This is a genomic window from Pseudomonas sp. GW821-FHT02B10 (assembly GCF_059421865.1).
In genome coordinates this window covers 67,089-82,572 of sequence record NZ_JBWKVU010000010.1, presented here as the reverse complement: position 1 = coordinate 82,572, position 15,484 = coordinate 67,089, and the positions used below count along the sequence as shown (strand labels likewise).

At 66.5% G+C, this 15,484-nt stretch carries 16 protein-coding genes and 1 pseudogene; 8 read left to right on the top strand and 9 right to left on the bottom strand.

Annotated features, from left to right (window positions below; genetic code table 11):
• From AC07VU_RS20830 to AC07VU_RS20800, 7 genes are all read right to left on the bottom strand, one after another.
• Window positions 1-882 (bottom strand): branched-chain amino acid ABC transporter permease, encoded by an 882-nt coding sequence (locus AC07VU_RS20830; protein ID WP_277588523.1) that lies wholly within the window; start codon window positions 880-882, stop codon window positions 1-3.
• On the bottom strand, window positions 882-1,658 hold the full coding sequence (locus AC07VU_RS20825) for an ABC transporter ATP-binding protein (RefSeq protein ID WP_274306496.1): 777 nt from the start codon (window positions 1,656-1,658) through the stop codon (window positions 882-884). The genes AC07VU_RS20830 and AC07VU_RS20825 overlap by 1 nt, the downstream gene beginning before the upstream one ends.
• Complete coding sequence (locus AC07VU_RS20820; RefSeq protein ID WP_495030380.1) at window positions 1,655-2,644, bottom strand: AMP-binding protein; 990 nt, start codon at window positions 2,642-2,644, stop codon at window positions 1,655-1,657. Before AC07VU_RS20820 ends, AC07VU_RS20825 begins: the two co-directional genes overlap by 4 nt.
• Before the next feature lie 165 nt (window positions 2,645-2,809).
• Window positions 2,810-4,228, bottom strand: coding sequence for an LLM class flavin-dependent oxidoreductase (locus AC07VU_RS20815; protein WP_495030379.1), 1,419 nt, complete (start codon window positions 4,226-4,228; stop codon window positions 2,810-2,812).
• The gene (locus AC07VU_RS20810; protein ID WP_495030378.1) at window positions 4,228-4,704 is read right to left on the bottom strand and encodes an acyl-CoA dehydrogenase; all 477 of its coding nucleotides are present in this window, start codon (window positions 4,702-4,704) and stop codon (window positions 4,228-4,230) included. The genes AC07VU_RS20815 and AC07VU_RS20810 overlap by 1 nt, the downstream gene beginning before the upstream one ends.
• A gap of 10 nt (window positions 4,705-4,714) precedes the next feature.
• Window positions 4,715-5,917 (bottom strand): SfnB family sulfur acquisition oxidoreductase, encoded by a 1,203-nt coding sequence (locus AC07VU_RS20805; protein ID WP_495030377.1) that lies wholly within the window; start codon window positions 5,915-5,917, stop codon window positions 4,715-4,717.
• Window positions 5,918-6,089: 172 nt separating this feature from the next.
• Window positions 6,090-6,653, bottom strand: a complete 564-nt coding sequence (locus AC07VU_RS20800) for a helix-turn-helix domain-containing protein (protein WP_009043403.1) — start codon at window positions 6,651-6,653, stop codon at window positions 6,090-6,092.
• A 15-nt stretch (window positions 6,654-6,668) separates the two neighbouring features.
• Here AC07VU_RS20800 and AC07VU_RS20795 point away from each other — a divergent pair.
• Window positions 6,669-7,686, top strand: a pseudogene (locus tag AC07VU_RS20795) (DMT family transporter).
• Between the two features lie 72 nt (window positions 7,687-7,758).
• Here the strand turns inward: AC07VU_RS20795 and AC07VU_RS20790 are convergent.
• On the bottom strand, window positions 7,759-8,202 hold the full coding sequence (locus AC07VU_RS20790) for a hypothetical protein (protein WP_274306490.1): 444 nt from the start codon (window positions 8,200-8,202) through the stop codon (window positions 7,759-7,761).
• 244 nt (window positions 8,203-8,446) lie between these two features.
• Here AC07VU_RS20790 and AC07VU_RS20785 point away from each other — a divergent pair, with 244 nt between their 5' ends.
• From AC07VU_RS20785 to AC07VU_RS20760, 6 genes are read left to right on the top strand one after another with little or no spacing between them, the layout of a single operon-like run.
• Window positions 8,447-11,350, top strand: coding sequence for a monovalent cation/H+ antiporter subunit A (locus tag AC07VU_RS20785; RefSeq protein WP_495030376.1), 2,904 nt, complete (start codon window positions 8,447-8,449; stop codon window positions 11,348-11,350).
• Window positions 11,350-11,694: a Na+/H+ antiporter subunit C gene (locus tag AC07VU_RS20780; protein ID WP_003202835.1), complete on the top strand. Its 345-nt coding sequence runs from the start codon at window positions 11,350-11,352 to the stop codon at window positions 11,692-11,694. Before AC07VU_RS20785 ends, AC07VU_RS20780 begins: the two co-directional genes overlap by 1 nt.
• Window positions 11,691-13,376 (top strand): monovalent cation/H+ antiporter subunit D, encoded by a 1,686-nt coding sequence (locus tag AC07VU_RS20775; RefSeq protein WP_277588517.1) that lies wholly within the window; start codon window positions 11,691-11,693, stop codon window positions 13,374-13,376. Before AC07VU_RS20780 ends, AC07VU_RS20775 begins: the two co-directional genes overlap by 4 nt.
• Entirely contained in the window at window positions 13,373-13,861 is a 489-nt protein-coding gene (locus AC07VU_RS20770) for a Na+/H+ antiporter subunit E (RefSeq protein WP_053260744.1), read from the top strand. Before AC07VU_RS20775 ends, AC07VU_RS20770 begins: the two co-directional genes overlap by 4 nt.
• A complete protein-coding gene (locus tag AC07VU_RS20765) occupies window positions 13,858-14,136 on the top strand; it encodes a K+/H+ antiporter subunit F (RefSeq protein WP_007932799.1) in 279 nt (92 codons plus the stop codon). Before AC07VU_RS20770 ends, AC07VU_RS20765 begins: the two co-directional genes overlap by 4 nt.
• Window positions 14,133-14,501 (top strand): Na+/H+ antiporter subunit G, encoded by a 369-nt coding sequence (locus AC07VU_RS20760; protein ID WP_495030375.1) that lies wholly within the window; start codon window positions 14,133-14,135, stop codon window positions 14,499-14,501. The genes AC07VU_RS20765 and AC07VU_RS20760 overlap by 4 nt, the downstream gene beginning before the upstream one ends.
• A 9-nt stretch (window positions 14,502-14,510) precedes the next feature.
• On the opposite strand, the gene AC07VU_RS20755 is transcribed toward AC07VU_RS20760, so the two are convergent.
• Window positions 14,511-14,948, bottom strand: a complete 438-nt coding sequence (locus AC07VU_RS20755; protein WP_150050482.1) for a DUF3995 domain-containing protein — start codon at window positions 14,946-14,948, stop codon at window positions 14,511-14,513.
• A 98-nt stretch (window positions 14,949-15,046) separates the two neighbouring features.
• Here AC07VU_RS20755 and AC07VU_RS20750 point away from each other — a divergent pair, with 98 nt between their 5' ends.
• The gene (locus tag AC07VU_RS20750; protein ID WP_053260741.1) at window positions 15,047-15,436 is read left to right on the top strand and encodes a DUF2946 domain-containing protein; all 390 of its coding nucleotides are present in this window, start codon (window positions 15,047-15,049) and stop codon (window positions 15,434-15,436) included.
• Window positions 15,437-15,484: the final 48 nt, after the last annotated feature.

The following is a 15,484-nucleotide window of genomic DNA, read 5'->3' as shown; positions in this document are numbered from 1 at the left end:
TCAGACTCGCTCGATGGCGCGCTCGCCGAACAGGCCGGCGGGACGGATATAAAGGAAAGCCAGGGCCAGCACATAGGCGAACCAGGGGGTGATGCCGCCGCCGATCAGCGGGCCGATGTAGACCTCGGCCAGATTCTCCGCGGCGCCGACGATCAGCCCGCCGACTATCGCCCCGCCGATCGAGGTGAAGCCACCGATGATCAGCACCGGCAAAGCCTTGAGCACCACCAGCGACAGCGAGAACTGCACGCCCTGGCGCGCGCCCCAGAGCAGCCCGGCCACCAGCCCGACGATGCCGGCCACGGCCCAGACGATCTGCCAGATGCGGTTGAGGTTGATGCCGATCGACAGCGCGGCCGTGCTGTCGTCGGCCACCGCCCGCAGCGACACACCGATCCGGGTCTTGTTGAACAGCAGCGCCAGCACCGTCACCAGTACCACCGCCGTGGCCGCGGCGATCAGGTCGAACTGGCTGAGCATCAATGGCCCGAGCAACAGCGGCACGTCGTCGATGCCCAGGTCCAGCGCCCTGACCTGGGAGCCCATCAGCCCCTGGGCCAGGCCTTCGATGATGAACGACAGGCCCAGGGTGGCCATGAACAGGGTGATCTGCGAACGATTGACCAGCGGCCGCAGCACCAGCCGCTCGATCAGCCAGGCGCCGGCGATCATCACCAGCACCGTCGCCAGCAGCGCCAGGACAAAGGGCACGCCCTGGTCGTGCAGGCTGACGAAGGTCAGCGCGGCGAACAGCAACATCGCGCCCTGGGCGAAATTGAACACGCCGCTGGCCTTGTAGATCAGCACGAAGCCGATGGCCACCAGCGAATACAGGGTGCCGGCCAGCAGGCCGCCGAGCAGGGTTTCGAAGAAAAAGCTCATCAGTACACCGCCCCCAGGTAGGCGGCGATCACCTCGGGGTCGGCCTGCACTTCGGCCGGGGTGCCGTCGCCGACCTTGCGCCCGTAGTCCAGCACCACCACATGGTCGGACAGGTCCATGACCACGTTCATATCGTGCTCGATCAGCACCACCGTGGTGCCGAGGTCGCGATTGATGTCGGCGATGAAACGCGCCATGTCCTGTTTTTCCTCGGCGTTCATCCCGGCCATGGGCTCGTCCAGCAGCAACAGGCTGGGCCCGGCGATCAGGGCCCGGCCCAGCTCGACGCGCTTTTGCAGGCCGTAGGCCAGGTTGCCCACCGGCACATCGCGCTGCGCCTGCAACTCGAGGAACTCGAGAATGCCCTGGGCCAGTTGCCGATGGGCCTCGGCCTCGCGCCGCGCCCGGGGCAGCCCCAGGGCCTGTTCGATAAAGCGGGCGCGAGTGTGCCGCGACAGACCGCTGAGCAGGTTGTCGATCACGCTCATCTTCTTGAACAGCGCGTTGTTCTGGAAAGTCCGGCCGATGCCCCGGCGCGCGGCCTGCAAGGGGTCGATGCGCTGGAACGCTTCGCGGTCGAAGACAATCGAGCCGGCATCGAAGCGATAGACGCCATTGAGGATATTGAGCAAGGAGCTCTTGCCGGCGCCGTTGGGCCCGATCAGAGCGCAGATCTCACCGCGCGCGACCGCGAAGGACAGTTGGTTGATCGCCTTCACCCCCTTGAACGACAGGGAGATGGCATTGACTTGCAGGATGGGGTCGGCGGCGCTCATGCGATATTCCGTTTGAATTCGGCCAGCCACACCGGCGCCGAAGGTGTCGAGGGGTTGCCGGGGGCCTGCCAGATGTAATCCAGGCGCTGGAACCCCAGGAGCCGGCGCACCCGGTTCTTCAGCAGCCGTTGCAGGGGGCGGTGCGGCTGGGCAATGGCCCAGTCGCACAGGCGGCGGCGCCAACTGCCCACGGGCGCCAGGCGGCTTTCGATGTCGTCGGCCAGGCGTTGCAGGCAAGGGCCCGAGAGCAGCAGGCCGCTGGGGGCGACATCGCGGCGGTCGCGGCTGGCCGAACCGCGGCTTTCCGGGAAGGCCAGGCTATGGCCGCTGTGCAGCCACTGGTGCAGCAAGACCCTCAGGCCTTCCGGCCAGTGCGTGCCCTCCTCGCTCCACAGCTGCGCGGCATGGGCCGGATGCCGCCAGTGGTTCTGGCGCTGGGGCTTTTCCCGGCTGCCGAGCAGGTCGCTGAAGGCCAGCACCGGCTGGCGCGAACCCTGCGGCAGGCGCGGAACAGCCTGATGGGCAATCAACAATTGCGGGGCAATACTGTTTTCACCGGCCGCGACCCAACGCAGCAACTGCTGGCGCGAATGCACGAAGGCATGGCTGGGGCGCAGGTTCCACAGGGCCTGGCGCAGGGCTTGCGGGTCGAGTTCGTCGCTCAGGGTCAGCACCTGGCCGCCCATCCGTTGCGCGGCCAGGGCCAGGAGCAGCAGGTTGGGCTCGAACAGGCCGCTCAACGCCAGTCGCGAGCCTTCGTCGAAACCCTGTTGGCGCAGGCCGTCGGCCAGGCGCTCGACATCCCGCGCGGCATCGATCCAGCGCCAGTTGTACCAATGGCCGTGGCGCTTGTGACGCAACGCGCTGGCCAGCGGGCTGACCTGCGCCCAGTGCTGCAACAGCTCCAGGGCAGCAGGCAGCAGCACAGTGTGTTCCGGTGTTCGCGCGTCCGCCGGGGGCGAACGCTTGAGTTCATGCACGCTCATGGATTGACCTCGTTCCTTGGGCAAAAGCGTGCGGTGGTCCGCTGGCCGGTTTTTGGGTTTGCACTGCACCTGTAGCCGCTGCCGCAGGCTGCGATCGACCGACAGGTCGTGACGATCACACTGACGCTGAAGGTCCTTCGGACCTATCGCAGCCTTCGGCAGCGGCTACAAGGCAGGTATCCGGATGGAGGCCACCTGCTGCTCCCGGCGATGCCAGGCCGCCAGGTCGCGATAGGCGCTGCCCGGATGGTTCTGCGGCAAGCGCGGCCCGGCGCCGAACAACTTCTCGCGCAAGGTGCCGGGGGCGTATTCGGTCTTGTACACGCCGCGCTTCTGCAACTCGGGGACCAACAGTTCGACGGCGTCGACAAAGGTCTCGTGAGTCAGCGCATAGGCCAGGTTGAAGCCGTCCACATCGGTGTCCTCGACCCACTCCTGGAGCAGGTCGGCCACGGTTTCCGGGCTGCCGACGAACAGCGGGCCGAAGCCGCCGATGCCGACCCAGTCCGCCAGCTCATGGGGCGTCCAGACCTTGTTCGGGTCGGCCGTGGAGAAGGCTTCCACCGCCGACTGGATGGCGTTGGTGTGCACATGCTTGAGCGGCTCATCAGGCTTGAACTGGCTGAAGTCGATGCCGGTCCAGCCGGAAATCAGCGCCATGGCGCCCTCGTAGCTGACCCAGGACTTGTACTCCTCGAACTTGGCCCTGGCCTTGGCGTCGGTCTCGCCGAGGATCACCGTCTGCAGGTTGAAGATCAGGATCTGCGCCGGATCGCGCCCGGCCTCGGCGGCGCGGCGGCGGATATCGGCCACGGTCTTCTTCAGCAGCACCTTGGACGGCGCAGCGACGAACACGCACTCGGCCTGCTCGGCGGCGAACTGCTTGCCACGGCTCGACGCCCCGGCCTGGTAAAGCACCGGGGTGCGTTGCGGCGAAGGCTCGCAGAGGTGGATGCCCGGCACCTGGAAGTGTGGACCGACGTGGCGGATCTCATGGATCTTGCTCGGGTCGCTGAAGATCCGCCGTTCCCGGTCGCGCAGCACCGCGCCCTCTTCCCAACTGCCTTCCCAGAGCTTGTAGCAAACCTCCAGGTATTCCTCGGCGTAGTCGTAGCGGGCGTCGTGCTCGGTCTGGGCTTTCTGCCCCAGGTTCTTCGCCCCGCTTTCCAGGTAGGAGGTGACGATGTTCCAGCCAGCGCGGCCGCGGGTCAGGTGGTCGAGTGTGGAAAGACGCCGGGCGAAGGGATAGGGATGCTCGAACGACAGCGACGCGGTCAGGCCGAAGCCCAGGTGCTCGGTGACCAGGGCCATGGGCGGGATCAGTTGCAGCGGGTCGTTCACCGGCACCTGGGCCGCCTGGCGGATCGCCGCCTCGCCGTTGCCCTGGTAGACGTCGTAGATGCCCAGCACATCGGCGATAAACAGGCCGTCGAACTTGCCGCGTTCGAGGATCCGCGCCAGGTCGGTCCAGTATTCGAGGTCCTTGTATTGCCAGGAGCGATCCCGGGGGTGGGCCCACAGGCCCGGCGACTGGTGGCCGACACAGTTCATGTCGAACGCGTTGAGACGGATTTCCCGGGCCATCAAACCGCACTCCTGAAACTGGGCGGCACCACGCCGTTGAGACGGTAGTTGCCGATCAACGGGTATTTCCAGCGCAAGGGTTCACCCTGCACGGCGGGCAGCGGGCTGCGCTGGCCGGTCAGCTCGAACTCGGCGTTGCTCACCGCGAGCAAGGCCTCGCGGCTGGCGATGGCCGCCTCGGCCTGGGCCACGCCGATTTCGGCGACGTCGGGCTCCCTGGCGAGCAGCGATTGCGCCCGTTCCTGCAAGGCGGCGGCGACTTCGATCCGGATCAGCAGGTCGCCAAAGCGGCTGATCACATAAGGGTCGTCGCTGGCCCGGGCCAGGCCGCTGCCGGGCCAGGGTTTGGCCTGCTCACGGACAAACTTGAGGGTCGATTGCAGCAGTTCGCGGGCGCGGCGCAGGTCGTCGTGGCTGTGCTCGGCCTGTTCATCGGCGGGTGTTTCATGGGCGGTGGCTTGGCTCAATGCGTTCATGGGCGGTTCCTCAGTTCCAGGCGTGGCGGGCCGGCTTGACGCCGTTGAGCAGGAAGTTGCCGATCAGGTGGTATTTCCAGCGTGCCGGGTCATGCAGGGTATGGGTCCGCGCGTTGCGCCAGTAGCGGTCGAGGTTGTACTTGCCCAGCACCGAGCGGGTGCCGGCCAGTTCGAACAGCTTGCTGCTGGCGAGCAAGGCGCTTTGTGCCGACAGCACCTTGGCTTGCGCCACCACCACCGAGGCCTGGGCCACGCTGTCTTCGTTGGGGTCGCGCAGTGCCTGGTCGATGGCCAGGCCGGCTTTTTCCAGGATCGCCTCGGTGCCGTGCACTCGCCATTCCAGGTCGCCGATGGCGGCGATAGTGAACGGGTCCTGCCAGCCATGATCCTGGCCACTGTCGATCCAGGGGCGCGACTGGCGCGCGTGGCGCTTGGCTTCTTCCAGGGCGCCGACTGCCAGGCCGGTGTCCACCGCCGCCTGGATGATCTGCGAGATCGGCCCGTCGGCGGTGGGTTCGTCGAACGCGCGATGGGCCGGGATCACCGCGCTCAGCGGCACCTGCACCGCGTCGAGGGTGACGCCGCCGCTGGCGGTGGTGCGCTGGCCGAAACCGTCCCAGCTGTCGATCACCGTCAGGCCGGGGTTGTCCCGCTCGATAAAGGCGATGAACGCCTTGTTCTCTTCGTCGACCGCCACCGCCGGCACGATATGGGCGAACAAGGCGCCGGTGCAGTAGAACTTCTCGCCGTCGATCCGCGCGCCGTCGCCGTTGAAACGAATGCGGGTCTCGAAGGCGCCGGCATGCTTGCTGCCGGCTTCGGAGAACGCGTTGCCGAAGCGATAACCCTGCAGCACCTTGGCGAAGTAATAGCGCTTCTGCTCCTCGCTGGCGGTCTGCAGCAGGATGTCGAGCACGCCCAGGTGGTTCTGCGGCAGCTGGCCGAGGGACGAGTCGGCGGCGGAGATGATCTTGATCACCTGCGCCACCGTCACGTAGGACACCCCGGCGCCCCCGTAGGCCTTGGGAATGGTGATGCCCCACAGGCCGCTGGCGGAGAACTCGTCCAGCTCGGCGAACGGCAGGCGCCGCTCGCGATCGCGCACGCTGGCTTCGACGGCGAAACGTTCGGCCAGGGTCCGGGCGACGGCGATGGCCTCGGCGTCGGAGTGGATGATGTGGGCGGTTCGGGTGGGTTGAGCTGTGGTTGTCATGGCCGACTCCAGGTCCTGTCGAATGCGGAAGATCCGTTCTGACCTGGAGATTGCAGAAGCCGTGCCGAAGGCTATAAGTCTTACAAATCAGTAAGTTGATTGGTTTTTATAAGAAACAGCATCAATTGAAAACAGGCAAAATGTTCAAGCACTGTTGCCCTGGCAACAGTGCTCAGATCACCACGTTGCGCACAAAACGCACCGCCACCGCCCCATCGTTGCGATAGGCATGCGGCAGGTTGCTGGCGAACATGAAGAACTCGCCGCTGTCCAGGCGCCGCTCCTGTTCACCCAGGACCAGGGTCAGGCAACCCTCGAAGACATACAGCTGCTCGCTCCAGCCTTCGGCGTCCGGTTCCGACAGGTATTGCTCGCCCGGCTCCAGGCGCCATTCCCACAGCTCCACTTCGCGGCAGGCGTTGGCCTTGGCCAGCAGCACCGCCTTGCTCCCGGGAATCAGCCCGGCCCAGGCCAGCTCGTTGATCCGGCTCGGGTCGCGGGCATCGGGGGCCTGGATCAGGTCGCTGAAGGCCACGTCCAGGGCCTCGGCCACCCGGTCCAGGGTGCTGAGGCTGACATTCTTCTCACCGGCCTCGATGGCCACCAGCATGCGCCGGCTGACCCCGGACTTTTCCGCCAGGGCGCTCTGGCTCAGCTCGGCGGCGTGGCGCAGGCGCCGGACGTTGTGACTGACATGCTGCAGCACGGAAGCGCGCTGCCCAGGATCTTTGTGCACTATATTGCTCACTGTATGGGTTTGCGCAGTATACTGCCCAACTTCGCGGCGCATTGTGCGGCCGCCCCGGGTAGCACGCAAGGGCATGACGTCGGTGAACTCCTGCAAATCTTCTTCCTTCTTCCTCAAACTGAGCAAAGCCGAGTGCGTGCTGGTGCTGATCACCATGGTCTGGGGCGGCACCTTTCTCACGGTGCAGCACGCCATGACCGTCAGCGGCCCGATGTTCTTCGTCGGCCTGCGGTTCGCCGCGGCGGCCTGCATCGTCGGGCTGTTCTCCCTGCGCAGCCTGCGCGGGCTGACCCTGTTCGAACTCAAGGCCGGGGTCTTCATCGGCACCGCCATCATGCTCGGCTACGGCCTGCAGACCGTGGGCCTGCAAACCATTCCCAGCAGCCAGTCGGCCTTTATCACCGCGCTGTACGTGCCCTTCGTGCCGCTGCTGCAATGGCTGTTCATGGGCAAGCGCCCGGGGCTGATGCCGAGCATCGGCATCATGCTGGCCTTCACCGGCCTGATGCTGCTCTCCGGGCCCAGCGGCGCCGCGCTGGACTTCAGCCCGGGAGAAATCGCCACCCTGATCAGCACCGTGGCCATCGCCGCGGAAATCATCCTGATCAGCACCTACGCCGGCCAGGTCGATGTGCGCCGGGTCACAGTAGTACAACTGGCTGCCACCTCGGTGCTGTCGTTCCTGATGGTGGTGCCGACCCAGGAAGCCATCCCGGACTTTTCCTGGCTGCTGCTGGCCAGCGCCCTGGGCCTGGGCGCCGCCAGCGCGGCGATCCAGGTGGCGATGAACTGGGCGCAGAAAAGCGTCTCGCCGACCCGCGCCACCCTGATCTACGCCGGCGAACCGGTGTGGGCCGGGCTGGTCGGGCGCATCGCCGGCGAACGCCTGCCGGCCCTGGCCCTGCTGGGCGGCGCGCTGATCGTCGCGGCGGTGATCGTCAGCGAGTTGAAGACCAAGGGTAAGAGCGGCGAAGTGGTCGAGGCGGATCGGCTGGATGAGACCGCGGATTCGCAACGCTGAGCCTGTTTTTAACGCAGCATGGCCTGCGTAGCGCCGAAGGCGCCCAGCGCGCAGCCACTTTTCGTACAGAGCCTAGCGCGGCAACGATTGGAGGATGGCCGCCAGCTCCTGCCGGGACAGCTGACCGGCCTGTACGGCGGCGACAATGTCTTCTCGCGTCATGGTTTTATCCGGGACCTGCCCGGGATCGATATTCCACAACCACAAGGGGCTGATCTGCTCCTGCCCCGGCCAGAAGGCCTTGGGCAAGGCTTCCTGGGCGATGACGCCCTTGTGATAGAAGTACGCCAGGTAACGGCCATGGCCCTCGGCAAAGCCGGTGTCGTAATAGAGCACCGTGCCGGCGGGCAAGGCCGCCGCCGCTTGCCCTTCGATCGACAAGGGTTCCAGGGTCTTGAAGCGGCTCATGCCGGCAGTGGGCCCGGCCAGGGTCAGCCACAGCCAGACGATCCAGCCGCCGAAGGCCATCAACAGCAGACTGGCGAGGGTTTTGCGGGTAAAGGGTCCGAGGGTCATAAAGGGCCAGTCTGCTTCCTTTCAAGCGGGTCCGTTGCCGAGGGGCGCGACCATAACACCGCGCGCAGCGCTTTGTTGTCATTCACCCCGGGCAAACTGCCAGGGCTTTCGGCCAAGCCGGTTCTTATCCCCTGCCTTGACGGCTGGCCGAAGGGGTTTTGTAGGATCCTGCCACAGCTTCAAGGTTGGTGATCACAGAGTCGGCACGTATGATGCATCACAATTTCCCGCAGATTAGAAGCCTATGTCCCTGATAGTTCTACTGCTTCTGCCTTTTATCGGCAGCTGTCTGGCGGCCTTGCTGCCGCACAACGCACGTAACACCGAGTCCCTGCTGGCAGGCCTGGTCGCCTTGGCCGGTAGCGTGGCGGTGGCCTCGATGTACCCGCAGATCGCCCATGGCGGCGTGATCCGTGAAGAGTTCAACTGGCTGCCCAGCCTCGGCCTGAACTTCGTCCTGCGCATGGACGGCTTCGCCTGGCTGTTCTCTATGCTGGTGCTGGCCATCGGTACCCTGGTGTCGCTGTACGCGCGTTACTACATGTCGCCGGAAGACCCGGTGCCGCGCTTCTTCGCGTTTTTCCTGGCCTTCATGGGCGCCATGCTCGGCCTGGTGATTTCCGGCAACCTGATCCAGATCGTGTTCTTCTGGGAACTGACCAGCCTGTTCTCCTTCCTGCTGATCGGCTACTGGCACCACCGCTCCGATGCCCGGCGCGGGGCCTACATGGCGCTGATGGTCACCGGCGCGGGGGGCTTGTGCCTGCTGGCGGGGGTCATGCTGCTCGGCCATGTGGTCGGCAGCTACGACCTGGACCAGGTCCTGGCTGCCGGAGATCTCATCCGAGCCCATGCCCTCTACCCCATTTTCCTGCCGCTGATCCTGATCGGCGCCCTCAGCAAAAGCGCGCAATTCCCCTTCCACTTCTGGCTGCCCCACGCCATGGCCGCGCCGACACCGGTCTCGGCCTACCTGCACTCGGCGACCATGGTCAAGGCCGGGGTGTTCCTCCTCGCCCGCCTCTGGCCGTCGCTGTCCGGCAGCGAAGAATGGTTCTGGATCGTCGGCGGCGCCGGGGCCGCGACCCTGGTGCTGGGCGCCTACTGCGCGATGTTCCAGAACGACCTCAAGGGCCTGCTGGCCTACTCGACCATCAGCCACCTGGGCCTGATCACCCTGCTGCTGGGCCTGAACAGCCCGCTGGCCGCGGTGGCCGCGGTGTTCCACATCCTCAACCACGCCACCTTCAAGGCCTCGCTGTTCATGGCCGCCGGCATCATCGACCACGAAAGCGGCACCCGCGACATCCGCAAGCTCAACGGCCTGATCAAGCTGATGCCGTTCACCGCGACCCTGGCCATGGTCGCCAGCGCCTCCATGGCCGGCGTGCCGCTGCTCAACGGCTTCCTGTCGAAAGAGATGTTCTTCGCCGAGACGGTGTTCATCAATTCCACCGCCTGGGTCGAGGCCGCCCTGCCGGTGATCGCCACCATCGCCGGGACCTTCAGCGTCGCCTACTCCCTGCGCTTCACCGTGGATGTGTTCTTCGGCAAGCCGGCCGAAGACCTGCCGCACACGCCCCACGAGCCGCCACGCTGGATGCGCGCGCCGGTGGAACTGCTGGTGTTCACCTGCCTGCTGGTGGGGATCTTCCCGGCGCAGATGGTCGGCCCGCTGCTGGCCGCGGCCGCCCAGCCGGTGGTCGGCGGCACCCTGCCGGAGTACAGCCTGGCGATCTGGCACGGCCTGAATGCGCCGATGATCATGAGCCTGATCGCCATGTCCTGCGGCATCGTGCTCTACCTGCTGTTGCGTGCCCCGCTGGTGCGCGGTGATTTTGCCTATCCGCCGCTGATCGGCCGCTTCAACGGCAAGCGCCTGTTCGAGCGCAGCCTGGTGAGCATGATGCGCCTGGCCCGGCGCCTGGAGCGCTACATCAGCACCCAGCGCCTGCAGACCCAGCTGTTCCTGCTGGTGCTGGTGGCGGTGCTGGCCGGCCTGATCCCGATGCTCTACAGCAGCCTGAGCTGGGGCGACCGGCCGAAAATCCCGGGCTCCATCGTCTTCGTCACCCTCTGGCTGCTGGCCATCGCCTGCGCCCTGGGCGCCGCCTGGCAAGCCAAGTACCACCGTCTGGCGGCCCTGACCATGGTCAGCGTCTGCGGGCTGATGACCTGCGTGACCTTCGTCTGGTTCTCCGCGCCGGACCTGGCCCTGACCCAGCTGGTGGTGGAAGTGGTGACCACGGTGCTGATCCTGCTCGGCCTGCGCTGGCTGCCCCGGCGGATCGAGGATGTCTCGCCGCTGCCCAGCAGCCTGCCCAAGGCCCGTGCCCGCCGCCTGCGCGACCTGCTGCTGTCGATCGCCGTCGGCCTGGGCATGGCCGTGCTGTCCTACGCCATGCTGACCCGCCAGACCCCCAACGACATTTCCTCGTTCTACCTCAGCCGCGCCCTGCCGGAAGGCGGCGGCAGCAATGTGGTGAATGTGATGCTGGTGGACTTCCGCGGCTTCGACACCCTGGGCGAGATCACCGTGCTGGTGGCCGTGGCCCTGACCGTGTTCGCCCTGCTGCGACGCTTCCGCCCGCCCAAGGAAAGCATGCAGCTGCCGGCCCAGCAGCGCCTGCTGGCGCCCGACGTGGTCACCGACCTGGTCAACCCGCGCCACGCCAGCGACACCGCCCTGGGCTTCATGATGGTGCCGGCGGTGCTGGTGCGCCTGCTGCTGCCGATCGCCCTGGTAGTGTCGTTCTACCTGTTCATGCGCGGCCACAACCTGCCGGGCGGCGGTTTCGTCGCCGGCCTGGTGATGTCGGTGGCGTTCATCCTGCAATACATGGTCGCCGGCACCCAGTGGGTCGAGGCCCAGATGAGCCTGCGGCCGCTGCGCTGGATGGGCACCGGCCTGCTGTTCGCCACCCTGACCGGGCTCGGCGCCCTGGCGTTCGGCTACCCGTTCCTGACCACCCATACCCTGCACCTGGACCTGCCGCTGCTGGGCGATATCCATATCGCCAGCGCGCTGTTCTTCGACATCGGCGTGTATGCCGTGGTGGTCGGCTCGACCCTGCTGATCCTCACCGCGCTGGCGCACCAGTCGGTGCGTGCCCAAGTCAAACCCCAAGCCAAGCCAGGAGCCGCCTGATGGAAGAAGTCATTGCAATCGCCATTGGTGTGCTGGCGGCCTCCGGCGTCTGGCTGGTGCTGCGGCCACGGACCTTCCAGGTGGTGATGGGCCTGTGCCTGCTGTCCTACGGGGTCAACCTGTTCATCTTCAGCATGGGCAGCCTGTTCATCGGCAAGGAGCCGATCATCAAGGACGGCGTGCCCCAGGACCTGCTGCACTACACCGACCCGCTGCCCCAGGCGCTGGTACTCACGGCGATCGTCATCAGCTTCGCCATGACCGCGCTGTTCCTGGTGGTCCTGCTGGCGTCCAGGGGCCTGACCGGCACCGACCATGTGGATGGCCGGGAGCCCAAGGAATGAACCTGATGCCGCACCTGATCGTCGCGCCCATCCTGCTGCCGCTGCTGACCGCCGCGGTGATGCTGATGCTCGGCGAGAAACATCGCCCGCTCAAAGCCAGGATCAACCTGTTCTCCAGCATGCTCGGCCTGGGCATCTCCGTGCTGTTGCTGGGCTGGACCCAGCAGACCGGCGTGCCCGGTTCCGTCGGTGTGTACCTGCCGGGCAACTGGCAGGTGCCGTTCGGCATCGTGCTGGTGGTCGATCGCCTGTCGGCGCTGATGCTGGTGCTCACCGGGATCATCGGCGTCAGCGCCCTGCTGTTCGCCATGGCTCGCTGGGACCGCGCCGGGGCCAGTTTCCACGCGTTGTTCCAGATCCAGCTGATGGGCCTGTACGGTGCCTTCCTGACCGCCGACCTGTTCAACCTGTTCGTGTTCTTCGAAGTGCTGCTGGCCGCCTCCTACGGCCTGATGCTGCACGGCTCGGGGCGGGCGCGGGTGTCCGCCGGCCTGCACTACGTGGCGATCAACCTGCTGGCCTCGTCGCTGTTCCTGATCGGCGCGGCACTGATCTACGGCGTCACCGGCACCCTGAACATGGCCGACCTGGCGCTGAAGATCCCGCTGGTGCCGGAAGCCGACCGTGGCCTGCTGCACGCCGGCGCGGCGATCCTGGCCACCGCGTTCCTGGCCAAGGCCGGCATGTGGCCGCTGAACTTCTGGCTGGTGCCGGCCTATTCCTCGGCCAGCGCGCCGGTGGCGGCGATGTTCGCGATCATGACCAAGGTCGGCGTCTACACCCTGCTGCGCCTGTGGACCCTGCTGTTCTCCGGCCAGGCCGGGGCCTCGGCCTACTTCGGCGGCGACTGGCTGATCTACGGCGGCATGGCGACCATCGTCGGCGCGGCCCTGGCGATCCTCGCCGCGCAACGCCTGGAACGCATGGCCAGCCTGAGCATCCTGGTCTCGGCGGGGATCCTCCTGGCGGCGATCGGTTTCGCCCAGCCCAGGCTGATTGCCGGCGCGCTGTTCTACCTGGTCAGCTCGACCCTGGCCCTGAGCGCGCTGTTTTTGCTGGCCGAGCTGATCGAGCGTTCGCGCTCGGCCAACGAGATCCCCCTGGAGGATGAAGTCGAAACCCTGCCCCGGCCCCAGGAGTCGCTGCAACCGCCACCGGGCACCAACCTCGACGACGAGCGCAAAGCCGTGGTCGGCCAAGTGATTCCCTGGACCATGGCCTTCCTCGGCCTGAGTTTCATCGCCTGCGCGCTGCTGATCATCGGCATGCCGCCGCTGTCGGGTTTCATCGGCAAGCTGAGCCTGATCGGCGCCCTGCTCAACCCGCTGGGGCTGGGCCAGGCCACGGATGCGCCGCTGTCCGGCGCCGCCTGGGGCCTGCTGGCCTTGCTGATCCTTTCCGGCCTGGCGTCGCTGATCGCCTTTTCGCGCCTGGGCATCCGGCGCTTCTGGGCCCCGGAAGAACGGCCCTCGCCGCTGCTGCGGCGCTTCGAGTGCGTGCCGATCATCGCCCTGCTCGGGCTGTGCATGCTGCTGACCGTCAAGGCCGAGCCGCTGCTGCGCTTTACCCAGGCCGCCGCCGACAGCCTCAACGATCCGCAGCAGTATGTGATGGCCGTGCTCGGCACCCGGGCGGTCCCCAGCCCCGAGGCCCAGGCGGCGTTGCAGGAGGTACAGCCATGAAGCGCCTGTTCCCCGCCCCCTGGTTGTCGCTGGCGCTGTGGCTGCTGTGGCTGGTGCTGAACCTGTCCGTCAGCCCCGGCAACCTGCTGCTCGGCGCGCTGCTGGGGTTCTGCGCGCCCTTGATGATGCGGCCGCTGCGCCCGCTGCCGATCCGCATCCGCCGCCCCGCGACCATCCTGCGCCTGCTCCTGGTGGTCGGCCGCGATGTGCTGCTGTCGAACCTGGCCGTGGCCTGGGGCGTGCTCAACGCCGGGCGCCGCCCGCCGCGCTCGCGCTTCGTCAAGATCCCCCTGGAGCTGCGCGACGCCAACGGCCTGGCCGCGCTCTCGACCATCACCACGGTGGTGCCGGGCACGGTGTGGTCCGAGCTGTCCCTGGACCGCAGCATCCTGCTGCTGCATGTGTTCGACCTGGACGACGAAGCGGCTTTCATCCAGCACTTCAAGACGACCTACGAGCGTCCGTTGATGGAGATCTTCGAATGAGTGCCCTGCTCACGAACGCAATCCTGTTCAGCCTGTTCCTGTTCTCCGTGGCCATGGTCCTGACCCTGGTCCGGCTGTTCAAGGGCCCCTCGGCCCAGGACCGGGTCCTGGCCCTGGACTACCTGTACATCCTGGCGATGCTGATGATGCTGGTGCTGGGCATCCGCTACGCCAGCGACACCTACTTCGAGGCGGCGCTGCTGATTGCCCTGTTCGGTTTCGTCGGCTCCTTCGCCCTGGCCAAATTCCTCCTGCGTGGCGAGGTGATCGAATGAATGCCGTCAGTGAACTGTCGTGGTGGATCGAGATACCGGTGGCGATCCTGCTGGTGCTCAGCAGTAGCTTCGCGCTGATCGGCGCCCTGGGCATGCTGCGCATGAAGGATTACTTCCAGCGCATGCACCCGCCGGCCCTGGCCTCGACCCTGGGCGCCTGGTGCGTGGCCCTGGCGTCGATCCTGTATTTCTCGGGGATGAAATCGGGGCCGGTGCTGCACGCCTGGCTGATCCCGATCCTGCTGTCGATCACCGTGCCGGTGACCACCCTGCTGCTGGCGCGGGCCGCGCTGTTCCGCAAGCGCATGGCCGGCCACGATGTACCGGCGGAGGTCAGCAGCCGACGCAACGAAAGCGGCAGCTAGTTCAGACACTCAGTTCCAGGCCACCACCAACAACCCCGCCCCCAGCACCACGCACAGCGGCGAATAGAACAGCGTGTCCAGCCGGGCGAACCTGGACCCGCTGGCCTCCTTGAAGAATCCCACCAGGTTCGAGTCGCCGATGGCCCGGGCGAACATCAGCAAGGCCATCGCGCTGATCACCCATTGCAGCGCCGGGTGGCTCACCGTCGGCAGGTACAGGCCCACCCGCAGGCACACCAGCATCGCGATCAGCAGCAAGCCCACCGCCACCAGCAAGGTGGCGAACCCCGAGGGCTTGAACGCCGGCTCCAGCTCGCCCGGCCTCCTGCCCGGCACCTGGGGGATCACCGCGTCGCTGCCACGCTTGCCGCCGGCGGCCCAGTACAGGTGGATCAGGCTGATCAGCAGGAAGGCTCCCGCCATCCCTTGCGCGATCAAAACATTCATATGCAAACGTCCATGGCAAAAAAATGTCGCTGAAGAATGGACCCACCCGCACGTTTTTGTAAGTACGTTCGTCGCCTGCGATGGTAAAGTGCCGCCCCATGAAATTAACCCGAACCGATCGCTCGCTCGTTGCCTGGATGCTCTATTGCTGCGTCCTGTTCAACGTGTTCGCCTGCAGCATCGGCCACGGGCAAATGGTCGGCCAGCAGCTCAACGGTATCGGCGGCCAGTTCTGTACGGTGGATCCGCGCACCCAGGCGCCGGCCTCCTCCAACCCGGTCGACGAATCGCTGCCGACCCTGTCCAAGGCCTTCGGTTGCCCGCTGTGTTCCACCGGCGGCATGGGCCCGGCGTTCAACTCCAGCCTGACCCTGGCGATCCTGCCGCAGCACCACAGCCCGCCGCTGGCGCCGCGCGCCACCGCCGACGTCCCCACCCGCTTCACCTGGCCCGCGGCCCACCCGCGCGCGCCGCCCGCCTTCGCCTGAGTCTTTCGCCCTTGTCATCAGCCCGCCCCGTGCCTTAACCCACGGTGT

Excerpts from the sequence above, each read along its gene's own strand:
- AC07VU_RS20830 (WP_277588523.1), bottom strand. The coding sequence starts at position 882 with ATGAGCTTTTTCTTCGAAACCCTGCTCGGCGGCCTGCTGGCCGGCACC.
- AC07VU_RS20825 (WP_274306496.1), bottom strand. The coding sequence starts at position 1,658 with ATGAGCGCCGCCGACCCCATCCTGCAAGTCAATGCCATCTCCCTGTCG.
- AC07VU_RS20820 (WP_495030380.1), bottom strand. The coding sequence starts at position 2,644 with ATGAGCGTGCATGAACTCAAGCGTTCGCCCCCGGCGGACGCGCGAACA.
- AC07VU_RS20815 (WP_495030379.1), bottom strand. The coding sequence starts at position 4,228 with ATGGCCCGGGAAATCCGTCTCAACGCGTTCGACATGAACTGTGTCGGC.
- AC07VU_RS20810 (WP_495030378.1), bottom strand. The coding sequence starts at position 4,704 with ATGAACGCATTGAGCCAAGCCACCGCCCATGAAACACCCGCCGATGAA.
- AC07VU_RS20805 (WP_495030377.1), bottom strand. The coding sequence starts at position 5,917 with ATGACAACCACAGCTCAACCCACCCGAACCGCCCACATCATCCACTCC.
- AC07VU_RS20790 (WP_274306490.1), bottom strand. The coding sequence starts at position 8,202 with ATGACCCTCGGACCCTTTACCCGCAAAACCCTCGCCAGTCTGCTGTTG.
- AC07VU_RS20785 (WP_495030376.1), top strand. The coding sequence starts at position 8,447 with ATGTCCCTGATAGTTCTACTGCTTCTGCCTTTTATCGGCAGCTGTCTG.
- AC07VU_RS20780 (WP_003202835.1), top strand. The coding sequence starts at position 11,350 with ATGGAAGAAGTCATTGCAATCGCCATTGGTGTGCTGGCGGCCTCCGGC.
- AC07VU_RS20775 (WP_277588517.1), top strand. The coding sequence starts at position 11,691 with ATGAACCTGATGCCGCACCTGATCGTCGCGCCCATCCTGCTGCCGCTG.
- AC07VU_RS20770 (WP_053260744.1), top strand. The coding sequence starts at position 13,373 with ATGAAGCGCCTGTTCCCCGCCCCCTGGTTGTCGCTGGCGCTGTGGCTG.
- AC07VU_RS20765 (WP_007932799.1), top strand. The coding sequence starts at position 13,858 with ATGAGTGCCCTGCTCACGAACGCAATCCTGTTCAGCCTGTTCCTGTTC.
- AC07VU_RS20760 (WP_495030375.1), top strand. The coding sequence starts at position 14,133 with ATGAATGCCGTCAGTGAACTGTCGTGGTGGATCGAGATACCGGTGGCG.
- AC07VU_RS20755 (WP_150050482.1), bottom strand. The coding sequence starts at position 14,948 with ATGAATGTTTTGATCGCGCAAGGGATGGCGGGAGCCTTCCTGCTGATC.
- AC07VU_RS20750 (WP_053260741.1), top strand. The coding sequence starts at position 15,047 with ATGAAATTAACCCGAACCGATCGCTCGCTCGTTGCCTGGATGCTCTAT.